The following is a 20,227-nucleotide window of genomic DNA, read 5'->3' on the forward strand; positions in this document are numbered from 1 at the left end:
ATACAAAGCGGAACAAAAAGGACGTACACTCATCAAAGCGGACAGGTTCTATCCATCCAGCCAGATTTGTTCTGCCTGTGGACACCGTGACGGCAAGAAACCCCTCCACATACGGGAGTGGGAGTGCCCTAATTGCGGGGAGTATCTGGACCGAGACATCAATGCCAGCAAGAACCTTTTGGCGTTAGCCAAGTAAAAGAAAACCTATGAGGCAGGGACTGCCTTTTGAGCCTACCCATATCCGATTCCTCTGTCTGCATGAAACCTGTGCAGACAAGAATGGAGTTCGTAGGAAGCCCCCACTTCAAAATCCGGAGGATTTAAGTGGTGGGTAGTTCACGTCAAGCAAATACAGAAAAAACGGAGAAGGCACCTACACCTCTTCTCCGCTTAATGCTAATTTAATTAATCCAACTTAGTTCCGTTGGATTCGATGACTTGTTTATACCAGTCGAACGATTTTTTCTTTCTTCTTTCCATAGTTCCGGATCCATCGTCGTGCTTGTCGACATAGATGAACCCGTATCGTTTGGAGTACTCTACTGTTGATGCACTGACTAGATCAATACAGCCCCAGCTGGTGTACCCGATCAGATCAACACCGTCCTTGACGGCTTCGCCCATTTCTCGGATGTGCTCACGCAGGTAGTCGATGCGGTAGTCATCTTGAATCGATCCATCCTCTTCGATCTTATCATGTGCACCCAGACCGTTTTCAACGACCATTAAAGGCACTTGGTAGCGTCCGTAAAGTTCGTTCAATGCAATGCGCAGGCCGACCGGATCGATTTACCATCCCCAGTCACTGGCTTCAAGAAACGGATTCTTCACTCCACCGATCAGATTGCCCTGACCCAGTTCCTCAGGTGTTTGCTCTTTCTTATCGGTACGTGACATGTAGTAGCTGAACGAAATGAAGTCAACTGTTCCTTCTTGAATAAGCTCCAGATCCCCGTCTTCCATTTTGATCGACTTATCCAAAAAAATAAACCTAAACTCATCCCAGATATCTACTGAAAGACATAGTCGTCTCAAAGTAAAGCTCTCGGATCAATTCAGGTTTTGCCTGCATCTAAATTCAGATCAGTAACAATCCAGTTATGCTCCAGATATTTAACTTTGAATAAACTATACCATGTCAGAAAAAATCCTGCAAGCGTTTTTTTTTGGAATGGTTTTCATTACCTGATTTGAACACCTTTTTATTCTTAGATAGAGTCATAATTATTCCAGTCAATCCGCAACAAAAACAACACCTGCCGAAACAATCCCTTTTACTGTCCCGACAGGTGCTTTAATTAATTCAGTCCAACACGTTCAAATATTTCATCTACATTTTTCAGATGGTAGTTATAGTCAAAAGCATCTTCGATATCTTCAGCACTCAAAATGGACATGATTTTTTCGTCCTCTTCAAGCAGTGGGCGGAACGCTGTCTGTTCATCCCACGCAATAGCTGTTTTTGGCTGAACCAGGTCGTAAGCTTCTTCCCGGCTGAGGCCTTTATCAATCAGCTTCAGCAATACGCGCTGGCTGTATATCAGACCAAGTGTTGCATCCATATTGCGTTTCATGTTCTCAGGGAACACGGTCAGATTGCGGACGATATTGGCGAATCGGTTCAGCATGTAGTTCAGCAGGGTCGTGCTGTCAGGCAAAATAATGCGTTCCGCAGATGAGTGCGAAATATCACGCTCATGCCATAAGCTGACGTTCTCGTAGGCTGTCACCATGTGTCCTCTGATCACACGCGCCAGTCCGGCCATATTTTCAGACCCGATTGGGTTACGTTTGTGAGGCATTGCTGAGGAGCCTTTCTGACCTTTAGCAAAACCTTCTTCCACTTCTCTAGTTTCCGACTTCTGCAGGCCTCTGATTTCGGTCGCAAACTTCTCTACGCTGGTTGCAATAAGGGCAATGGCGCTCACATACTCCGCATGCAGATCACGTGGCAGGACCTGGGTCGAAATTTCCTGAGGACGCGTTCCCAGTTTGTCGCAGACATACCTTTCAACAAACGGTGGGATATTGGCAAACGTTCCAACTGCTCCACTGATTTTTCCGGCTTCTACGCCTTTAGCTGCGTGTTCGAACCGTTCGATGTGGCGTTTCATTTCTGAATACCAGAGCGCCAGCTTCAGACCAAAGGTAGTCGGTTCAGCGTGAACACCGTGCGTGCGTCCCATGGTCACCGTATGCTTATGCTCTTTAGCTTTTTCACCGATAACTTCAAGCAGCTGCTGAAGGTCTTTTCTGAGCACATCATTGACCTGTTTCAGCTGGTAGCCGTAAGCTGTATCAACGACATCCGTACTGGTCAATCCGTAGTGGACCCATTTCTTTTCGTCTCCCAACGTTTCAGAAACGGCACGTGTGAAAGCGACCACGTCATGTTTCGTTTCTTTTTCAATTTCCAGAATACGGGCAATATCAAAAGAGGCATGCGCTCGGATCTTCTGAACGTCTTCTTTAGGAATCTCTCCCAGTTCGGCCCAGGCTTCATCAGCTAGGATCTCAACTTCCAGCCATGACTTGTAGCGGTTCTCCTCTGACCATAATTCTTTCATTTCAGGTCGCGTGTAGCGTTCGATCATTATACCAGTCTCCTAATTCCAGATTTTCGTTTCTTCAATGTCTTTCAGTGTCTTCTCGGTATCAGCCGTCAGTATAGTCACGTGCCCCATCTTTCGCCCGGTCTTGACCTCTTTCTTGCCGTAATCATGTACATGCCAAGCTGGCTGACTGCTGTTCAGTTTCAGTGCCTGGTCAAAGTGCTCACCCAGGATATTGACCATTACAGCAGGCTTGAGAAGGTCCACTTCAGCAAGAGGATAGCCGCAGATTGCACGTATGTGCAGGTCAAACTGTGAGTCTGAACAGGCTTCGATAGAATAATGTCCGGAGTTATGCGGACGCGGCGCCAGTTCATTGGCATAGAGCTTTCCTTCAGAAGTCAAAAAGAGTTCCACACCCAGGACACCTGATAAGGTCATCTTTTCAGCGATGGTTTCAGCAATCTGTCGTGCCTCGTCCATCACCTCATCTGACACGCGTGCCGGTACGATACTCTTAAGAAGGATATTGTTCTCATGGATGTTTTCTGAAACAGGCAAGGTGACCACATCCCCTGAGGCATTACGAGCTACCATAATGGAGAGTTCCTTTTCAAATGACACCCACTCTTCCAGGACACATGTCCCTTTTTTTATCAGAGCAGAAGCTTCTTCAAAATCAGCATCCGATTCCAGAACGACTTGGCCCTTTCCGTCGTACCCGCCTTGAACAGTCTTCAGGACACATGGATAGCCAAGGGCTTCAACGGCTTCCTTCAAATTTTCTTCGGTTTCAATTTTAGCATAAGCGGCAATAGGAATCCCTGAATTTTCCAGAAAATCTTTTTCAGTCAGGCGATTCTGGGTATTAAGTAAAAGCTCGGTCCCCTGGGGAACTGCAATTTCCACTGCCTCAAGAACGTGTTCGATTGTTTCGGCATCGACATTTTCAAATTCATAGGTCAGCACATCACTTGATCTGGCCAGTTCTTTCAAAGCATCCAGATCATCATAAGCTGCTTCAATATGCAGATCCGCGACTTGGGCTGTTGGACAGTCTGGAGTCGGGTCAAGCACAGCGATCCGGTAGCCTCTTTCCTTAGCAGAAAAAGCCATCATCCGTCCCAGCTGTCCCCCACCTATAATGCCTATTGTACTTCCCGGTCTGATCAGTTTAGACAAGTTCGTCACTACTTTCCATTACCTTCTGTTTCAATGATTCTCTTCTTGATTCGATTCGGTCGGCCAGTTCAGGCTGAAAGGCTCCTAACATTTGAGCGGCGAGGAGACCGGCATTCGTTGCCCCAGCCTTGCCGATGGCTACGGTAGCAACAGGAACTCCTCCAGGCATCTGTACAATCGACAGTAAGGAGTCCAGACCGTTCAGCGCCTTTGACTGAACAGGCACGCCGATGACCGGCAGCGTCGTCTTGGCTGCCAGCATTCCTGGAAGATGTGCAGCGCCTCCCGCTCCAGCGATGATCACTCTGATCCCCCGCCCGCGCGCTTCTTCAGCATAATCAAACATCAAGTCCGGTGTCCGGTGAGCGGAGACCACTTTTTTCTCGTAAGCTACCTCCAGTTCATCCAGCACCTCACATGCATGCTTCATGGTCTCCCAGTCGGATGTGCTTCCCATGACGACCCCTACTTCAATTGCCAAATCAAACGCCTCCTAATAGTTATGGTTCCATTTTAGCTTATTGCTTATTCGCGTTTATAACCGCTCTGTTTCCGATGTCTTTCCTGTAGATATACTCGCTTGCATCTACGGCTTCAAGCGCTGAATAGACAGCTTCCTGCACCTCTTCGATTGTTTCCCCAGCTGCTTCGACTAAATAGACACGGCCGCCGTTTGAAACCAGGTTTCCTTCGGTTTCTGAGACACCTGCGAAATACAAGTTCATCTGATCGTCTATTTCAGGCAGGTCCAATGGTCTAAATTTTTCGTAAGCTTCTGGATAGCCTTTTGAGGCAACTACCACCCCAAGACTAACGCCATCTTGCTTCCAGACTAGACTGGGTTCCTCATCACTAAGAATAGCTGAAATGGCTTCTGCCAGGTCGGATTCCAAACGGTTCATCAGCACTTGCGTTTCCGGATCTCCAAAGCGGGCATTGAACTCGATCGTTTTAGGTCCATCGTCTGTTGCCATGACTCCGGCATATAATATACCCGTAAAAGGCGTGCCGTTTCTTACCATCCCTGTCGCAGCCGGCAGGAGTATCTTTTCAGTCGCTTCTTTTACTACAGCTTCAGATATATGCTTAACTGGAGCATAGGCCCCCATTCCTCCAGTGTTCGGACCTTTGTCCATTTCAAGCAGGCGCTTATGATCCTGAGAAACTACCATCGGATAGACCTTCTCATTTTTAACGAAAGCCATAAGGGAAAACTCTTCTCCCGTCAGGTATTCTTCGATGACTACACGCGTGTTCAGGTCCCCGAATTTTTTATCCAGCATCATGTCATCAAGGGCATCAAGTGCCGCTTCCATGGTTTCAGCTACAACGACTCCTTTACCTGCGGCCAATCCATCAGCCTTGATGACGACTGGAATGTTTCCTTTTTCAATGTAACGTCTAGCTTCTTCATACTGATCGAAAGACTTGTAATCTGCTGTCGGAATAGCATTGGCGGTCATCAGCTCTTTAGCAAACGCCTTTGATGATTCTATCTGAGTCGCAGCTTTTGATGGGCCGAAAATTGCGAGCCCTTCAGCCTGGAAATCATCTACGATGCCATTAAACAGGGGGATTTCCGGGCCAACGATGGTCCATTCAACACTTTCTTTTTTGGCAAAATCGATTAACGATTCATGATCTTCCTGACTGATATTCACCACAGTTATGCCGTCCTGACTCATCCCCGGGTTTCCCGGTGCACAGCACACCTGCTCGACTTGGCTGCCTTCCAGCAGTTTTTTTGCAATCGCGTGTTCACGTCCACCTGATCCAATCACTAGTAACTTCACATATTTCTCCCCTTTAAAATCCCTAAATATAATCTATGTATAAAACGAAAGAGAGGTTTCCCTCTCTTTTATTGATCAATGTCTAAAGTGACGCATGCCCGTGAACACCATGGCAATGCCGTATTCATTCGCTTTGTCGATCGACGCCTGATCCTTGATGCTTCCGCCTGGCTGAATGATTGCTTTAATCCCGTTCTCGGCAGCATATTCGACACTGTCATCCATCGGGAAAAAGGCATCGCTGGCCATGACCGCACCTTCTGCCTGCTTCCCTGCCTGTTCAATGGCAATCTTGACTGCTCCGACCCGGTTCATCTGACCGGCTCCGATGCCTAAGGTCTGCTTGTCATTCCCCACAACAATGGCGTTGCTCTTCACATGCTTCACTGCTTTCCAGTTCAGTTTCAGTGCACGCATCTGGCTGTCAGTTGGGGCCTTGTCCGTAACAACTGACCATTCAGGAGCATCTTCTTCGTTGACCCAGTCCTGGTCCTGGACCAGCAGGCCGCCAAGTACGGACACGGATTCTTTTCCACCTTGTCTGGCTTCAGAGAAATCCAATTCAAGCAGACGGATATTTTTCTTCTTAGTCAAGACAGCCAGAGCATCCTGAGAAAAACCAGGAGCAATGACGATTTCAAGGAAGATTTTACTTAATTTGTCTGCCAGTTCAGCTGTGACTGTTTCATTTACTGTGACGATGCCACCGAAAATAGACACAGGGTCTGCATCATAGGCTCTGTCAAAGGCTTCTTCTATCGACTCACCAATTCCTATTCCGCACGGATTCATGTGTTTAAGTGCTACAGCTGCCGGTCCGTTAAATTCGCGAATGATACGGATCGACGCATCTGCATCCTTGATGTTATTGTATGACAATTCTTTTCCGTGAAGCTGCTTTGCCTTGGCAATGGAAAAACTGTTTGCTTGGGGAGCCTCATAGAAAACGGCAGTTTGATGACTGTTTTCGCCGTACCTTAGAGTCTGCTTCACGTCAAATGTCTGTGTATAACTGTCTGGCTGAGTTTCTTCTTCAACCTGCGCAGTCAGATAATCAGCTATAAGAGCATCATAAGCGGCCGTGTGACGGAAAACTTTAGCTGCCAGACGCTGCCTGGTCTTGAGAGAGGTCTCACCGTTTTGTTCCAGCTCCTTGATCACTTGAATGTAGTCATCAGTATCTACAATGACCGTGACCGCTGCATGGTTTTTAGCCGCACTTCTAAGCATGCTCGGTCCGCCTATATCGATCTGTTCGATGGCTTCTTCTCTAGTCGTTTCGGGTCTGGCAATCGTTTCTTTGAACGGATACAGATTCACACAGACAAAGTCGATCGGAGTGATCTCATGTTCAGCCATAGCCGAACGGTGAGTGTCCAGATCCCGACGGCCCAGCAGTCCCCCATGGATCAGCGGGTGTAACGTTTTGACCCGTCCGTCCATCATTTCAGGAAAACCGGTGACCTCTTCGATCGACAAGGTTGGAATCCCAGCCTCGTCCAGGACCTTTTTCGTCCCTCCTGTTGAAATAATCTCTATGTTCTGTCTGACTAATGCCTGAGCAAAGTCAACGATATTGGTCTTGTCTGAAACACTGATAAGTGCACGTGTCATAGTTAGGCATACTCCTTCTGCAACTTTTTGATATAAGTCTGAATGACTTCAGGATACAGCACATGCTCGACAGCATGAATCTTCTCCTCTAGTGATTCTATCGTATCGTCTGGATCGATAACAACTTTTTCCTGAGCCAGTATCGTCCCGGTATCGATGCCTTCATCCACTAGATGTACGGTCACACCCGTTTCTTTGTCTCCTGCATCAAATGCATCCTGTATTCCCTGTTTCCCGGGATAAAGCGGAAGCAATGACGGATGAATATTAATAATTCGATTGTCAAAGGCTTCCAGTAAAGTCTGCCCGATGATTCGCATGTAACCGGCCAGGACAATCAGGTCGATGTCTGCTTCCTTCAAATGATCTAAAACTTCTCTCTCAAAGACTTCTTTTGAAGGAAACTGTTTCGGGTAAAATGAAACAGAGGGAACAGCCAATGTATCGGCTCTAGTCAGAGCAAAAGCGTCAGGCTTGTCACTTACGAGCAGAGCCACTTCTGCCTCTAACGTCTGTTTTCTAATCGCCTTCACAAGTGCTTCAAAATTCGATCCGCTCCCGGAAGCAAAAACGGCTAGTCTGATCGGCCCAGCTTTACTCAAAACGGATCGCCTCATTTTCATCTGCTCTGACTTCTCCGATGGTGACTGCTTTTTCTCCGGAATCTTTTAAGCTTTTAAGCACTGCTGCTTCGTGTTCTTCCGGAACAGCAAGAACCATGCCGATTCCCATGTTGAAATAGCCGTACATTTCATCACGGTCGAGTTTTCCATACTCCTGAAGTAGAGAAAAAATTCCAGGAATGTCCCAGGTCTCTTTTCTGACTATTGCGGACAAGCCCTCTGGTAACATACGAGGCAGATTTTCAATGAATCCGCCGCCTGTAATGTGAGAAATGCCGTGTACCCAGCCTTCCTTTAATAGAGGCAGTACAGCAGACACGTAGATTTTTGTCGGCTTAAGTAAGACCTGGCCTAAAGTGTCGTCCCCTAAGGCAGCATGCTTAAAATCGTAACCCAACTCATTCTGTTCAAAACAGATTTTTCTGACCAGTGAGTAGCCGTTGGAATGTATGCCGCTGGATGACAAGCCAATCAGCTTGTCGCCGGCTTTAACGTGATCCTTAGTCAGCATACGGCTTTTTTCCACCACACCGACACAGAATCCCGCAACATCGTAGTCCTCTTCCCCATACATGTCAGGCATCTCAGCCGTTTCTCCACCGATCAGGCCTGCACCTGCCTGGACGCACCCATCAGAAATGCCTGCAACGATCTGTTCCATTTTCTCAGGAACCGTTTTGCCCGTTGCAATATAATCCAGAAAATATAACGGCTCAGCACCTTGAGCTAAAATATCATTCACACACATAGCCACACAGTCGATGCCGATCGTATCGTGTCTGTCCTGCTGGATCGCAATCAGCAGTTTCGTACCGACCCCATCCGTTCCAGATACAAGGACCGGTTCTTTCACATCGACAACAGACAGGTCGAATGCACCGCCGAAACCTCCCAGCGCACCCATCACACCCAGGCGTTCCGTTCGTTCAGCGTGTTTCTTTATTCGTTCAACTGTTTCGTATCCTGCTTCGACATTGACGCCTGCGTCTGTGTAGGCATTTCCCATATAACAGATCCTCCTGTGCTTTTCTGACCGGCTGAAGTCTGACCAGCCCGGTCTTGTCTTATTTTTTATACCATTAACGGCTTGCTTTCTCTGAGTTTAGCCAGAGTATTCATATAGTCTGTTTCATAGTCATATAAAGGTGTCGGGTAGTCTCCAGTAAAGTAAGACATACACAGACCATTATGTGGCGCATCGAACTTCAGTCCGATCGAGTCCACTGTCCCTTCGACACTTAAAAATGACAGACTGTCTGCACCGATTTTCTCTCGGATTTCTTCCACTGAATAATCTGCAGCAATCAGTTCTTTCTGGTTCTGAATATCGATTCCGTAGAAACATGGATATTTTAAAGGTGGAGATGAAATGCGGACATGTACCTCCGCTGCTCCAGCTTCTTTCAATAACTGAACGATGCGTCGGCTAGTCGTGCCGCGAACGATGGAATCATCCACCATGATCACTTTCTTACCTGCCACCACACCTCGAACAGCAGAGAGTTTCATTCTTACACCTTGTTCTCTCAGTTCCTGAGTCGGCTGGATGAATGTGCGTGCAACATACTGGTTCTTGACTAGTCCCATTTCATAAGGGATCCCACTCACTTCTGCATACCCGCTAGCTGCGGACAGAGATGAGTTCGGGACACCGATAACCATATCTGCATCGACCGGTGCTTCTTCAGCCAGACGTTTGCCCATATTCTTACGTGCAGTATGGACATTGACTCCAGCAATATTTGAATCCGGGCGGGCAAAGTAGATAAATTCCATGGAGCAGATCTGAAGCAGTGTCTGGTCAGTATAGGTTTCGATTCGGTAACCCGAATCATCGATAATAACCAGTTCACCCGGCTGAACGGCACGGACAAATTCTGCTCCGACAACATCAAGGGCACAGGTTTCACTTGCAAGTACGTAGGCACCATTTTCCATCTGTCCAATGGATAAAGGACGGAAACCGTTCGGATCCAGTGCACCGATCAATGCATCAGGCGTCAGCATGACATAAGCAAACGCACCTTTTACGGTATTCAGACTTTCTTTGATTCGGTCGATTAGTGTATCCTGCTTGCTTTTACGGATCAGGTGCATCAGGATTTCAGTATCCGAGTTTGAATGAAAAATTGCCCCAGCCTGCTCGAGTTCCTGGCGCAGACTCACTGCATTGATAAGGTTTCCGTTATGAGCCAGTGCCAGCTCCTCATCGTGAAACTTGAACAGAAACGGTTGAATATTCAAGATACTGTTGCTGCCGGTAGTGCTGTAACGGACGTGCCCAATTCCAGCTTCTCCCGACAGGCGGGTCAGTTCGCGTTCATCTTTAAAGACTTCAGATAACAGTCCCAAGTCACGGTGTCCTTTCAGACGCCCGTTGCGATTGGTTACAATCCCTGCCCCCTCCTGACCGCGGTGCTGCAAGCTATGCAGACCAAAAAAGTTCAGCTGAGCTGCATCCGGGTGTCCCCACACACCGAATACGCCACATTCTTCATTTAAGCTTTTGATTTCAGCAACCAAGGAATGGCTCCTTCCCATAAGTCTTTCACTTCTTTAACATCAATAGTCAGCTCTTCCGTCTGCGTAAGGATTTCAGCGATTCGTGTATCTTTTACTTCACCTATTTCAACGGCATCTTGTCCAAATACTTCTTTGACTGCTTCGGTGTGTTCAGGTCTGACAGATAGAACAAAACGGGACGGCGATTCTGAAAACAGCCACTCTGACGGCATATCTAGTGTCGCAGACAGCCCCAGCTCATTCCCAAAGGCTGATTCCATCAGCGCCACGGCCAGTCCACCTTCAGAACAGTCATGCGCACTTTGAATAAGTCCTTCACGAATAGCCTGCAGAACTTTATCCTGAATCATTTTTTCTTTATCTATATCAAAATCGAAAAGCTCTCCTTCGATTCTCCCCAGTTGCATTTTCTGCAGTTCAGATCCGTTAAAGTCAGCTTCTGTTTCCCCAATGACGAAAATTTTATCCCCAGCCTGTTTAAATTCTGATGTTGTCACATGATCTAGATCCTTGACCAGTCCGACCATGCCAATCATAGGTGTCGGATAGATCGCTTCCCCATTTGTTTCGTTGTATAGCGATACGTTTCCTGAAATGACAGGTGTATTTAATGTCGTACAGGCTTTGGCAATACCATCCGCGGATGTCCACAGCTCCCAGAACACTTCAGGCTTATCGGGATTCCCGTAGTTCAGACAGTCCGTTATTGCCAGTGGTTCGCCCCCGCTTGCCACGATATTTCTTGCGGCTTCTGCTACAGCCATCTGTCCACCTTTTTCCGGATCGAGATAAAGGTAGCGGGCATTACAGTCAGTCGTCATGGCAAGCGCCTTGCGGGTCCCTCTGATGCGCAGAACTGCCGCATCGCTTCCTGGACCGACAACGGTGTTTGTTCTGACCATTGAATCATATGTTTCAAAAATCGATTTTTTTGAAGCAACAGTCGGTTGCTGAATGAGTTGTTTCAATGTTTCTTCTGTATCCTTGATGTCCGGTTTATATGCATCAAGTTTTTTAAATGCCTGAATGCGTTCCGGCTCAGTGTATGGTTTATGGTAGACAGGTGCTTCTTCCGCCAATGCGTCTACCGGTAAGTCAGCGACCAGTCTTCCTTCGTGGTACAGACGATACTGCCCGTCACCAGTCACTTCTCCAATAGTTACTGCATCCAGTTCATAACGTGAGAACAGCTCTTTAACACGATCTTCAGAGCCTTTCGTCACACAGATCAGCATCCGTTCCTGAGACTCTGAGAGCATCATTTCATAGGGCGTCATGCCTGCTTCACGTTGCGGCACATCGTCCAGATTAAGGATCAGTCCACTTCCCGCTTTTGATGCCATTTCTGAACTGGATGAGACCAGTCCCGCGGCTCCCATATCCTGGATACCGACGAGAATATCGCTGTGGTCCTGGATCAGTTCCAGGCATGCTTCCATCAGAAGTTTTTCCATAAACGGATCGCCGACTTGTACAGCTGAACGCTCAGCCTCTTCTTCATCACTGAATTCTTCCGAAGCAAAGGTTGCACCGTGAATGCCGTCACGACCCGTTTTGGCGCCGACATACATGATCGTATTACCGATCCCTTTAGCCTGGCCTTTTTGAATATCCTCATGGTCGATCAGACCGACACACATGGCATTAACCAGCGGGTTCCCTCTGTAGACGGGATCAAAGGCAATTTCTCCGCCGACTGTCGGAATCCCGATACAGTTGCCGTAGCCGCCGATTCCTGCCACGACTTCTTCAAGCAGATACTTTGTCCGTTCGTTGTCGAGTTCACCGAACCGTAAAGAATCCAGCATCGCAATCGGACGGGCACCCATACTGAAAATATCACGAATGATGCCTCCGACACCTGTCGCCGCCCCTTCATAAGGTTCAACAGCGGATGGATGGTTATGACTTTCCGCTTTAAACACAACGGCCTGACCGTCTCCAATATCAACGATTCCGGCACCCTCACCAGGACCTTGAAGCACTTGAGGTCCCTTTGTAGGGAATTTTCTCAACACCGGTTTGGAGTTTTTATACGAGCAGTGCTCGCTCCACATAACTGAAAACAGGCCAGTTTCCGTATAGTTAGGCAGACGTTTGATTATGTCCTCGGAAATCATGCGGTATTCTTCATCCGTCAGTCCCCACTGAGCATAGATTTTCTGATCTCTGATCTGTTCGGCCGTCGGTTCATGTAATGTCTTCATACCTCTGCAGTCTCCTTTATAAAGTTCTTGACCATCGATTCGAAAAAGCGCAGCCCGTCACTTGAGCCTAAAAGATCTTCGACTGCCCGCTCAGGATGCGGCATCATACCCAGAACATTGCCTTGTTTGTTTATAATCCCTGCGATATTTTCAACTGAGCCGTTCGGATTGTCTGACGCATAGGTGAATACGATCTGATCGTTGGCTTTCAGTTCCGAAAGTGTCTCTTCATCACAGTAATAATTCCCTTCGCCATGAGCGACGGGTATGGTGAGGAGTTCCTGCTTGTCATATTCAGAGGTAAATTTCGTCCGGTTATTGACCACTTCCAGTTCCACTGTCTTACAGATAAAATGAAGGTTTTCGTTACGCTGCAAAGCCCCAGGCAGAAGTCCTGCTTCAACTAAAATCTGGAATCCGTTGCAGGTACCAAAGACTGGCTTGCCTTCCTCTGCAAAACGGGTCACTTCACTCATCACATTTGAAAAGCGGGATATGGCACCACTTCTTAAGTAATCGCCGTACGAAAAACCTCCAGGAAGCAGGACACCATCAAATCCGTCCAGACTTTCTGCAGTGTGAGGCACGTATTCAGCTTCTTCTCCTACACCGTCTCTGATTGCATGAAGCAGATCGACATCGCAATTGGAACCTGGAAACTGGATCACTGCAAATCTCATGCTTAGACCGTCTCCTTTACGCGTTCGATTTCATAGCGATAGCTTTCCATCACGACATTTGCCAGAAGCTTGTCGCAGATCGTTTCAATGACTTCTTCAACTGAACGGTCGGCAGTATCTGACACTTTGATTTCAAAATACTTCCCGATACGAATATCTTCAATTTCATCGAAGCCCATACGGTGAACGGCTCCTCTTACCGCTTCTCCCTGAGGATCCAGAATTGATTCTTTATAGGTTACATATACTTTTACGTTATACATGAGTCACTTCTCCTTTTGATCTCTCGTCAGACGGTCGAGTACTTCCTGATATAGTGGGATAATGTCGCCGAGATCCTGTCTGAAGACATCCTTGTCCAGACGATCGTTCGTCTTTTCATCCCATAGACGGCATGTGTCCGGTGAAATTTCATCTGCCAGAACGATTTGTTCTTTCGCAGCCTTTCCAAATTCCAGCTTGAAGTCGATCAATCTGATGCCGGCCTCACTGTAAATCTCAATCAGCGACTGGTTGATGTTGTGAGCCTGTCTTTTAATTTCGTCAATTTCTTTCTGGTCAGCCAGATTAAGTGCAAGCACATGATCATCATTAATGAGCGGATCGTTCAGTCCGTCATCCTTGAGGTAAAATTCCAGAACCGGAAAGGCCAGCTCCGTCCCCTCGTCTACACCGAGGCGTCTGGAAAAGCTTCCAGCAGCGACATTTCTGACGACAACCTCAAGATCGAACATAGCCACTTTTTCAATCAGCTGATCCGTTTCAGACACTTCCATGATGAAGTGACTTGGAATATCCTTTTCCTTCAGCTTTTTGAATATCATGCTGGTAATCTGGTTATTCAGCTGCCCTTTACCGGCAATAGCTTCTTTCTTGGCTCCATTTCCAGCCGTGGCCTGATCTTTATACGTGACCCATAGAATGCTGGGTTCACTGGTCTCATATAATCGTTTTGCCTTGCCTTCGTATAACAGGTCTCTCTTTATCAACTGAATACCCCTTTCAGGACTTGGTTAAACACGAATATTAAACACGATTTTTTTGTAATCGTTCCGTTTTTGTCGGTATAGCTTTATCATAAATCGTCTATGAAATAGAGTCAACCTTTCAGCGTCTATTTATGGATGATACTTCGGATAATGTTCGTGTTTTATATTTATAAAGCTGAATTTACAGATTAAAACATTCTAATGTTTTGTAATTAACGAACATTGCTGACTATTCATCCTTGAATAGTGATTCTAAGATCAGAGTTCGTAATACTATTCACAAAATTCAATTGAGAATAATTCTCAATTAGAGTATACTTAATTAAAATCAATTCGCTGACAGACTCACACTTAGGAGATGATTCACATGCAGATATACTGGACAACCCTTGTAGACGTCATTGATGAAGCTACAGATACTAAAACGTTCTACCTGGATCTCCCAGAGGGCTTCACCTAGGAAGAAGGCGCGCACACTCACCTGGCACTGGAAGGATTCAATAGCGGAGAAAAACCTGACAAAGGGCTGGTCCGGCACATGTCGATCGCAACTCTTCCAGAAGAAAACACAATCGGCATCACGACTCGCCTTAGAGCAGAGCGCTCAAGATACAAGTCTCATCTGGCTGAACTTAAAAGCGGAAGCTCAGTTGCCCTCTTCAAGACACATACAAATATCCCATTGAAGCGAGAAGACAGACCCATTTACCTGTTGTCATGCGGGGTTGGCATCGCTTCATTCAGACCTCTCATTCTGCAGTACTTAAATGATTCTAATGGAATAGACTCTCTCCATTCTCTAAATATCGACTCGTCTGGTGAGCAGCTCTTCTCTGGTTTGTTTGAACAAGATTCAGATCCGTCTCTGACAGCTCAATACGTCACTGACCGTCCGGCTTACTATGAGGAAGTGAACAGACTGGCTGTTGATACTAACGCCTTCTTCTATATCGTCGGCAGCGATGACTTCCTTAAAGAAACCATCGCCACCCTGCGTGAACGCGGGATTTCTGGTGAGCAGATCACGCTCGATAAGCATGAACGGTTTCGTTCAGATTTTCTTAGCTGAACAGGTATAAAAAAATAAGAAGAGACGCCATTCTTTGGAATGGCGCTCATTATTGCATTCGGGGTAGTTGTTCGGATTCCGTTTAGGGCTTCTTTTATTCCTGGATGGGAAGCGAGCGACGATTCATTTTGATGACGAATGCCTCATATCTCACTTTTATGAGGCATTCGCCCGATCGATTGAGAGCTCAACGTCTCATAACCTACTTTTATGAGGCATTCGTCCGATCGATTGAGCACTCAATGTCTCATAACCTACTTTTATGAGGCATTCGTCTATATGGACTAGAGCTGTTCGTGACCCTTTACGGATAAATAAATCTTCATAGGCGGTAATTCCCATATATATACAAAAAAAGGCTGCATTACTCTTCTACTCGAGAGTAATACAGCCTTTTTTATCTGAATCTACTAGGTTATACCTAGAACACTACTTTAAAGTAGATACTGTTTATTTCTGAAAATATCGTTTCGCATTTTTGTAGCACACATTTTCCACCAGCTGCTTAAGAAGTGCCGGTTTATCAGGGAACTTGCCGCTTTCGACCTGCTCACCGACAAAGTTGCAGAATATGCGGCGGAAGTAATCATGTCTAGGATAGGACACGAAACTTCTTGAATCCGTCAGCATCCCTACGAAATGCATTAGCAGCCCATGATCCGCCAGGGTTTCCATTTGTCTAAGCATTCCCTGTTCCGTATCATTGAACCACCAGCCGGCACCGAACTGAACTTTGCCTTTGATACCTTCTTCATTGGACTGGAAATTAGCCACTGCACTGGCAACAATATGGTTATGTTCAGGATTCAAGTTATAGACAATCGTTTTCGGCAGCTTGCCTTCTTTGTCCATAGCATCCAGCAATGAATTCAGATGCACCGCAACTTTTGACTGGTCAAAGATGGAATCGACGCCTACATTTGCGCCTACCTGTTCAAAGAGCCGTGTATTCATATTTCTGATCGCTCCAAAATGGATCTGCATGATCCAGCCTCGGTCATGATACAACTGACCTAAATCGACGAGCAGACGCGTCATCCATTTCGCCTTGTCTGTATCTGAAACTGATTCTCCGGCTTTATAAGAGGCGAAAATTCTCTCGATGTCCTCATCTGAAGTTTCTTTGTAAAGCAGCTCGGTGATGCCGTGATCGGAAATAAGTGCCCCATGCCGGTCAAAATGATCGATACGGTCCTCGATGATTTCAAGGAACGTACCATAATCGGCTGCCTGTTTTCCGGTCAGCTCCTCAAGTCTTGATACATCTTCAGCTGACAGGTCATACAGTTCATCCGGTCTGAATGACGGCGCCACTTTGACATCAAACGCCTCTTTGTCAGCAATCTGCTTATGATACTCGAGCGAATCGAAAGGTGTATCCGTTGTACCGATAAATTCTACATTGGATTTTGCGATCAATGACTGTGCCGTCATGTCTTCCTCTTTCAGCTGACGATTAGCCTCGTCATAAATGGTTTCCCAATTGTGGCTTCCAAGCAGCTCCTCAATACCGAAATACTCTTTTAGTTCCAGTTGGGTCCAGTGGAATAACGGATTGCCTAGAGCAATCTCTGCCGTTTCCGCCCAGGCTTTGAACTTCTCTTTAGACGATCCATTACCAGTAATAAGCTCTTCAGACACTCCATTAGCCCGCATCGCCCGCCACTTGTAATGATCTCCTGCCAGCCATAATTCGCTAATGTCTTCAAACGCATGATCCTCAGCGATTTCTTTAGGATCAAGGTGGCAATGATAGTCAATGATCGGCAGATCCTTGGCTATTTGATGATACAAAGTTTTAGCCGTCTCATTTTGAAGCATAAAATCCTCATGAATAAAAGTCATAGTACCCTCCGTTGGTTTGTTTATATATTATACAAACCTTATTCTAAAGAGAAACGAATCCGGTTACAAGTGGTTTTATCTTCAAAATTGTTTTTTTCTCATCTTCTGAGCTTATGTTTGTAAAGAAAAACTCAAAAAAAAGCCCTGATTATGTAAATTGGGACCTGAGACCTATATTAATCAGGAGTGATTATGTTATAATTATTTTAATATATTAATGCATATATAATAATGGTTACGGGGAGATCGTTTTATGCACATCGGGGAAAAGATTCAATTTCTAAGAGAAAAAGAAGAACTGTCGCAGCGAAAACTGGCTAAGTCCATGCACGTCAGCCGTCAGACCGTATCCCGGTGGGAAAACGGGTATTCACTTCCAGAAAGTGAATCAGTCATTCTGCTGGCGAAAACGTTCGGGTACCCTATTGAATGGTTTCTGAAAGACGCATATGGAGTTGACTATCTTACCAGCAGGCCATCCGAAAAGTTAAACGAGAGACCGAGTACAGATGCTGATCTAGTCGCGTCTGAACAAGGTGGCAAACAGGCACGATCAGTATTGAAGAAGTTGTTTCACCCATTACATAAATAGAATACAGGCAAAAAGACCGGTATTCCTCATGAAGGAGACCGGTCTTTTCAGTGATTATAGGACTTTGGACAGGAAATCCTGAGTCCTTTCATTTTGAGGATTAGAGAAAATCATGTCTGGAGTACCTGATTCGACAATATAGCCGTCATCCATAAACAGGACACGATCAGCAACTTCTCGGGCAAAGCCCATTTCGTGAGTCACCACAACCATGGTCATTCCGGACTGAGCTAAGTCTTTCATTACTTTCAGAACCTCTCCGACCATCTCCGGATCCAATGCTGATGTCGGTTCATCGAACAGCATCACATCGGGATCCATCGCTAGAGCACGAGCAATAGCCACACGCTGCTGCTGCCCACCTGATAAACTGGCAGGATAGGCATCTTCCTTATCACCCAGTCCGACCTGTCTCAGAAGTTTGACCGCAGTCTGATCAGCCTGATGCTTGTCGACCCCTTTCGATTTTACTGGTGCAATCGTCAGATTCTGTTTCGCCGTTTTGTGAGGAAACAGATTGAACTGCTGGAAAACCATACCCATTTTCTGACGCAGCTGGTTCAGGTCTTTTTCATTCAGACCTGTCAGCGTAGTCCCTTCGAAAACGATCTCCCCATCAGAAGGTTCTTCAAGCAAATTCAAGCAACGCAGAAACGTTGATTTCCCGGAACCGGAAGGGCCGATTACTACAACCACTTCCCCCTGGCTGAATTCTTCGTTTATATCTTTCAGTACTTCATTTTTTCCAAATGACTTTTTCAAATGATTCACTTTAATCATGATTCATTCTCCCTTCATAGAAGTTCAAGAGTTTCGTCAGGCTGAAGGTCAGCGCAAAATAGATCAGCATAGTGATGAATAGCGGCAGGATTCCCTGGAAGGAAATAGAACGCACCACTCGTGTCTGGAAAATCAGTTCGCCGACACCAATGACTGATACAATGGACGACTCTTTAATAATGGTAATGAACTCATTACCTAGTGCAGGCCAGATATTCTTAAGGGCCTGAGGGAAGACGATGTAGCGCATGGAATCATTCTTACTCATACCTAAACTTCTCGCAGCCTCATCCTGTCCTTTGTTGACAGAATTGATTCCACTTCTTATGATCTCAGCAATGTATGCCCCGGAGTTGAGCGAGACAGCAATGATTCCTGCAGTCAGGGCCGGCAAATTGAAAAACATACCTGACGCGAAGTAGATGAACATAACTTGAATGAGAAGCGGCGTTCCTCGTACAAACTCCACATAAGCGGTTGCCAGTTGTTTAACCAGGAACACTTTAGACAGTCGCATGAGTGCCAGCAGTGATCCTAAAATTAGACCGAAGAACACGGCAGACGCTGAAATCAGCAAAGTGATCAGTGTCCCATCAAGGAAATATTCCCAGTAGCTTGCAATAAACCCTGCTTCTATTTCTTCCCCATCTTCATCCAGTTCCGTCTGAGCCATATATTCGCCTGCTTTGGCTAGATACTCTTCTATCAGATTCTGTTCTTTTATTTCAGCCAAGCTTTCATTAACTGCATCAACTAGTGAATCTTCTCCTTTTCTGAAGGCAATCGCTGAACCCTGGTCATCATCGTCCATTTCAAATCCACCTACAAAAGTATGCAGATCCTCGTCATGACCAGCGTGCGCTTCAGCATTTGGCCCCTGCATAACGATTGCTTCGATTCGGTTAGTTTTCAAAGCAAGCAGTAAATCATTTAAGTCTGTCAGACTCATGATTTCTGCATCCGGAATCTGCTCAGCGAGCTCTTCCTGAAGTGACCCGGACTGTACACCAACTGTCAATCCTCTCAATGATTCGATTGAATCGTAGATATCCTCATCTTCCGCACGAATCATAATATTCTGGAAAGTACGGAAGTAAATATCCGAGAAATCTACATTTCTACGACGTTCAGCAGTCGGAGTCATTCCCGCAATGACTACATCGACATTTCTGGCTTCCAGAGCCGGCAGCAGACTGTCAAATCCAATGTCCTGAATTTGAAGTTCCACTCCAAGATCATCCGCAATTTTCTGCGCAATCATCATATCCATTCCTACGACCTGGCGTTCACCGTCGACAACTGCATAGAATTCGAATGGCGGAAAGTCGGCACTTGTTCCAACGACCAGGACACCCTGATCCTGAACACGCTGCAGTGCCGATCCATCTTCAGCCGACACCGGTTCTGCCGGAATGAATAATATACTGAATAAAATAAGTAATGCTATAAATCCTTTTACGCCCTTCATCATACTCCTTATCCCCTTTAGTTCTGTTTTGACTTAAAAAGAATCATACCACCATAAATATAATTATGCAATATAATTTATGAAAAAAGGTATATTTTGTTTAAAAAACATGTTATTTGCATTATTTATGTATATTAAGGATCCGTTTTCATAATTGTTGTGTAGCGGGCGATGATTTAAACTCGTGAGATATTAGGAGTGCTTGCTTACCTGACTGGGTTCAAGCATGAGAACGGGAAATGAAAGTGAGGCGGCTCGCTTTTCTTGTCGGGATGGAGCTTCTTAGAACCAGCTCGATGGTTCTTTCCTT

Annotated in this window: 18 protein-coding genes and 1 pseudogene; 3 read left to right on the forward strand and 16 right to left on the reverse strand. The window is 46.1% G+C overall.

Annotated features, from left to right (window positions below):
* On the forward strand, window positions 1–196 hold a 196-nt coding region (locus tag BLR76_RS01805; RefSeq protein ID WP_143009168.1), incomplete at its 5' end, for a zinc ribbon domain-containing protein.
* A gap of 209 nt (window positions 197–405) precedes the next feature.
* Here BLR76_RS01805 and BLR76_RS01810 read toward each other — a convergent pair.
* The 13 genes and pseudogenes from BLR76_RS01810 to purC all read right to left on the reverse strand — a co-directional run.
* Window positions 406–960: pseudogene (locus tag BLR76_RS01810) on the reverse strand (family 1 glycosylhydrolase); the annotation flags it as partial.
* A gap of 338 nt (window positions 961–1,298) precedes the next feature.
* Window positions 1,299–2,594, reverse strand: coding sequence for an adenylosuccinate lyase (gene purB / locus BLR76_RS01815; protein WP_091264735.1), 1,296 nt, complete (start codon window positions 2,592–2,594; stop codon window positions 1,299–1,301).
* Between the two features lie 12 nt (window positions 2,595–2,606).
* A complete protein-coding gene (purK, locus tag BLR76_RS01820) occupies window positions 2,607–3,743 on the reverse strand; it encodes a 5-(carboxyamino)imidazole ribonucleotide synthase (RefSeq protein ID WP_091264738.1) in 1,137 nt (378 codons plus the stop codon).
* Window positions 3,727–4,215: a 5-(carboxyamino)imidazole ribonucleotide mutase gene (gene purE / locus BLR76_RS01825; protein WP_091264741.1), complete on the reverse strand. Its 489-nt coding sequence runs from the start codon at window positions 4,213–4,215 to the stop codon at window positions 3,727–3,729. The genes purK and purE overlap by 17 nt, the downstream gene beginning before the upstream one ends.
* A 37-nt stretch (window positions 4,216–4,252) precedes the next feature.
* Window positions 4,253–5,527 carry a phosphoribosylamine--glycine ligase gene (gene purD / locus BLR76_RS01830; protein WP_091264744.1) on the reverse strand — a complete coding sequence of 425 codons (1,275 nt, stop codon included), beginning with the start codon at window positions 5,525–5,527 and terminating at the stop codon, window positions 4,253–4,255.
* Window positions 5,528–5,602: 75 nt separating this feature from the next.
* Window positions 5,603–7,141 (reverse strand): bifunctional phosphoribosylaminoimidazolecarboxamide formyltransferase/IMP cyclohydrolase, encoded by a 1,539-nt coding sequence (purH, locus tag BLR76_RS01835; RefSeq protein WP_091264746.1) that lies wholly within the window; start codon window positions 7,139–7,141, stop codon window positions 5,603–5,605.
* Between the two features lie 2 nt (window positions 7,142–7,143).
* Complete coding sequence (gene purN, locus BLR76_RS01840) at window positions 7,144–7,725, reverse strand: phosphoribosylglycinamide formyltransferase (RefSeq protein WP_091264888.1); 582 nt, start codon at window positions 7,723–7,725, stop codon at window positions 7,144–7,146.
* Window positions 7,726–7,735: 10 nt separating this feature from the next.
* The gene (purM, locus tag BLR76_RS01845) at window positions 7,736–8,770 is read right to left on the reverse strand and encodes a phosphoribosylformylglycinamidine cyclo-ligase (protein WP_091264748.1); all 1,035 of its coding nucleotides are present in this window, start codon (window positions 8,768–8,770) and stop codon (window positions 7,736–7,738) included.
* 65 nt (window positions 8,771–8,835) lie between these two features.
* The gene (gene purF / locus BLR76_RS01850) at window positions 8,836–10,287 is read right to left on the reverse strand and encodes an amidophosphoribosyltransferase (RefSeq protein ID WP_091264750.1); all 1,452 of its coding nucleotides are present in this window, start codon (window positions 10,285–10,287) and stop codon (window positions 8,836–8,838) included.
* Window positions 10,263–12,494, reverse strand: coding sequence for a phosphoribosylformylglycinamidine synthase subunit PurL (gene purL, locus BLR76_RS01855; RefSeq protein ID WP_091264753.1), 2,232 nt, complete (start codon window positions 12,492–12,494; stop codon window positions 10,263–10,265). Before purL ends, purF begins: the two co-directional genes overlap by 25 nt.
* Window positions 12,491–13,174 (reverse strand): phosphoribosylformylglycinamidine synthase subunit PurQ, encoded by a 684-nt coding sequence (gene purQ / locus BLR76_RS01860; RefSeq protein WP_091264755.1) that lies wholly within the window; start codon window positions 13,172–13,174, stop codon window positions 12,491–12,493. Before purQ ends, purL begins: the two co-directional genes overlap by 4 nt.
* Before the next feature lie 2 nt (window positions 13,175–13,176).
* Complete coding sequence (purS, locus tag BLR76_RS01865) at window positions 13,177–13,437, reverse strand: phosphoribosylformylglycinamidine synthase subunit PurS (protein ID WP_091264757.1); 261 nt, start codon at window positions 13,435–13,437, stop codon at window positions 13,177–13,179.
* A gap of 3 nt (window positions 13,438–13,440) precedes the next feature.
* Window positions 13,441–14,163: a phosphoribosylaminoimidazolesuccinocarboxamide synthase gene (gene purC, locus BLR76_RS01870; RefSeq protein WP_091264759.1), complete on the reverse strand. Its 723-nt coding sequence runs from the start codon at window positions 14,161–14,163 to the stop codon at window positions 13,441–13,443.
* Between the two features lie 538 nt (window positions 14,164–14,701).
* On the opposite strand from purC, the gene BLR76_RS01875 reads away from it, so the two are divergent.
* The gene (locus tag BLR76_RS01875; RefSeq protein WP_218121380.1) at window positions 14,702–15,232 is read left to right on the forward strand and encodes a ferredoxin reductase domain-containing protein; all 531 of its coding nucleotides are present in this window, start codon (window positions 14,702–14,704) and stop codon (window positions 15,230–15,232) included.
* Window positions 15,233–15,682: 450 nt separating this feature from the next.
* Here BLR76_RS01875 and uxaC read toward each other — a convergent pair whose 3' ends face one another.
* Window positions 15,683–17,077 (reverse strand): glucuronate isomerase, encoded by a 1,395-nt coding sequence (gene uxaC / locus BLR76_RS01880; protein ID WP_091264762.1) that lies wholly within the window; start codon window positions 17,075–17,077, stop codon window positions 15,683–15,685.
* 253 nt (window positions 17,078–17,330) lie between these two features.
* Between uxaC and BLR76_RS01885 the strand changes: the two genes are divergently transcribed.
* Complete coding sequence (locus BLR76_RS01885; RefSeq protein WP_091264763.1) at window positions 17,331–17,669, forward strand: helix-turn-helix transcriptional regulator; 339 nt, start codon at window positions 17,331–17,333, stop codon at window positions 17,667–17,669.
* A 54-nt stretch (window positions 17,670–17,723) separates the two neighbouring features.
* Here the strand turns inward: BLR76_RS01885 and BLR76_RS01890 are convergent, their stop codons facing one another.
* Window positions 17,724–18,449, reverse strand: a complete 726-nt coding sequence (locus tag BLR76_RS01890) for an amino acid ABC transporter ATP-binding protein (protein WP_091264766.1) — start codon at window positions 18,447–18,449, stop codon at window positions 17,724–17,726.
* Window positions 18,442–19,917, reverse strand: coding sequence for an ABC transporter substrate-binding protein/permease (locus BLR76_RS01895; protein WP_091264891.1), 1,476 nt, complete (start codon window positions 19,915–19,917; stop codon window positions 18,442–18,444). The genes BLR76_RS01890 and BLR76_RS01895 overlap by 8 nt, the downstream gene beginning before the upstream one ends.
* Between the last annotated feature and the right edge of the window lie 310 nt (window positions 19,918–20,227).

This window comes from Alkalibacterium thalassium (assembly GCF_900101165.1).
Lineage (GTDB): Bacteria > Bacillota > Bacilli > Lactobacillales > Carnobacteriaceae_A > Alkalibacterium > Alkalibacterium indicireducens.